Below are 764 nucleotides of genomic sequence, written 5' to 3'. Positions count from 1 at the left end.
TCGGGGTCGAGCGCCAGCGCGCCGATCAGCGCCACGACCGGCTTGTACTGCTTGGCGGTGACCGAGAAGTCCGCGTTATGCCGCTCGGCGGCCTCGATCACCTGCTGCTGGTAGCCCGCCGAGTCGACCCGCAGCCACAACCGATATCGCTGCCGGCACCCGGTGGGGATGGCGGCCACGCACTCATCGATGAAGCTACCCATCGCCCGGCCGTCGTTGGCCGCCCCGCCGCGGGCGCGTAGCGCCAGCACGTCGCCGGTCTCACCGCACACCCCGACCAGCGGGGACAGCGCGGTCTGCCCGGACCGGGAAAACACCGAGCCTTCCTTGCCGCACCCGTAAGTGGCCACCCGGGTGGCATCCGGATCGATCGTGAGCCGATCACCGGCGGGGGCTGCCCCGCCCGCCCAGGCCCGGCGCAGCATCACCCGGTTCACCGCGGCGGCCTTGGACACCCGGCCCAAATCCGCACCGCCCAAAAACCGCCACAAGGTGGGCACCGACGGCAACGGATTGTTCCCGCGCAGCGCCGCGGTCGCCGGGTCGGCGATCAGCGCTCGATCCGACAAGAAATCCCCGCCGGCCAACAGAACCTCGGTCAGCGCCCGGTAACACTGCCCACCGCTGTAGCCGCCCGGCCCGATCTCGCGCAGCCCCCGCCGATCGGCCTCGGCGACCACGTTGAGCCGGTCCAGCAACGGACCCCACAACGCCACCCCCGCCACCGGCGTCAAATCATCCTCTGAGGCAGTGATCAGCGGGTG

Annotated in this window: 1 protein-coding gene; it reads right to left on the bottom strand. The window is 71.2% G+C overall.

Features of this window, described 5'->3' with window-relative positions; all coding sequences use genetic code 11:
- The coding region (locus tag FPZ47_RS27740; protein ID WP_246859921.1) for a transposase at window positions 1-725 on the bottom strand (725 nt) is incomplete at its 3' end.
- Window positions 726-764 lie beyond the last annotated feature (39 nt).

The sequence above is a fragment of the Mycobacterium helveticum genome, from assembly GCF_007714205.1.
GTDB classification, from domain to species: Bacteria; Actinomycetota; Actinomycetes; order Mycobacteriales; family Mycobacteriaceae; genus Mycobacterium; species Mycobacterium helveticum.
Note: the sequence above shows the minus strand (reverse complement) of the source record. Positions and strands in the feature narration are given on the sequence as shown.